The organism is Bacillus sp. 05T31 (assembly GCF_056396725.1).
The window spans coordinates 1-1538 of the sequence record NZ_JBFTMA010000871.1 but is presented as its reverse complement, the minus strand read 5'-3'; the positions used below and the strand labels follow the sequence as shown (position 1 = coordinate 1538).

3 protein-coding genes are annotated in these 1538 nt (G+C 35.8%); 2 read left to right on the top strand and 1 reads right to left on the bottom strand.

The annotated features are described in order from the left end of the window. A partial coding sequence (locus AC1DJR_RS29400; protein ID WP_477004188.1) for a M24 family metallopeptidase occupies positions 1-746 on the top strand: 746 nt, incomplete at its 5' end. Between the two features lie 85 nt (positions 747-831). Next, entirely contained in the window at positions 832-1356 is a 525-nt protein-coding gene (locus tag AC1DJR_RS29395) for a DinB family protein (RefSeq protein WP_477004187.1), read from the top strand. A gap of 32 nt (positions 1357-1388) precedes the next feature. On the opposite strand, the gene AC1DJR_RS29390 is transcribed toward AC1DJR_RS29395, so the two are convergent. Further along, positions 1389-1538, bottom strand: a 150-nt coding sequence (locus AC1DJR_RS29390) for a YoqO family protein (protein WP_477004189.1), incomplete at its 5' end; no start/stop codon positions are given.

Below are 1538 nucleotides of genomic sequence, written 5' to 3'. Positions count from 1 at the left end.
AATACATACATGCGGAAATGGTKCARGTGTGCGAAATCATCGAAGATATTCGTATTATTAAAGACACGCCCGAAATAGAAACAATGAAATTTGCGGCTACTATTGCGGACGAAGCATTTCACCACATCCTTCAGTTTCTAAAGCCAGGAATAAGTGAGACTGATGTCCGAGATGAATTAGAATTTTTCATGCGAAAAAAAGGGGCTACATCCTCATCGTTTCAAATTATTGTAGCTTCTGGCGTTCGTTCTTCCCTTCCTCATGGCGTTGCATCGAATAAAATAATCGAGCACGGCGATATCGTTACATTAGATTTTGGTGCACTTTATAACGGGTATTGTTCCGATTTAACACGTACTGTCGCAATCGGCGAACCATCGGAAGAATTCAAAAAAATATATAATGTTGTATTAGAAGCATTGAAGCGTGGAACTGAAGCAATTAAACCTGGAGAAACTGCGAAAAGTATCGATGATATAACGAGAGATTACATTACAGAACATGGATACGGTCAATATTTTGGTCATTCTACTGGTCATGGGCTTGGGTTAGAAATTCATGAACCTCTTCGCCTATCGCAAGAAAGTAAGGCTACTTTAGAAGAAGGTATGGTTGTTACAATTGAACCAGGTATTTATATACCAAACTGGGGTGGTTGTAGAATTGAAGATGATATCGTCATTACAAAAGACGGATATGAAGTTATTACAAAAGCAAATAGAGAGCTAATCGTTATCCCTTGTTAAAAATTATGAACTTTTTTAACAGGAGTTTTTCTCTGCACATAGAATTCCTTCTCTGGAGTATTCGTTTAAAGAGGGGGAATTTAAATTGAATTTTGTAATTGATAAAATAGATGGTTTACAGCCTGAATTTTCAAAACTTGTTTCCATGATGAATTACGCTCGTTATACAACAATGCAAGCGGTGGAAGACTTAACAATTGAAGAACTTGATTATTTATATGATGATGAGGCAAACTCCATTGGCATGCTATTGTATCATATGGCCGCTGTTGAATGTTACTACCAAATTCATACTTTTGAAGACCGTGAACCAACAGATGCCGAACTGGAACGGTGGTTACCTGGCGTAGCGTTAGGGAATCTTGGACGTGAAAAAATAAAAGGGAACTCTATAGAATTTCACATAAATACATTACAAGAAGTACGCTCCAAAACGATTGAAACTTTTCAGTCGTTACCTGATGAATGGCTATTTAAAACGACAGACTTTTGGTATGACAAACCAGCAAATAACTACTTTAAATGGTTTCACGTATTTGAAGATGAAATCAATCATCGCGGACAAATTCGTTTAATTAAAAAGATGCAAAAAGCTCATTCAATAAAATAAGAAAGTGTCACCGAATAAGGTGGCATTTTCTTTTATTCATTAGCGAATAGGTTTTCGTTTACTTTTTTAGTGACCAATGCTGCCACTATTAAAATGCACATTAAATATAGCAATTTCGCGATAAATAACCATCCTTGAAAAATTACAATTCCATCTATTATCTCATTTCCTTTCAGTAACAA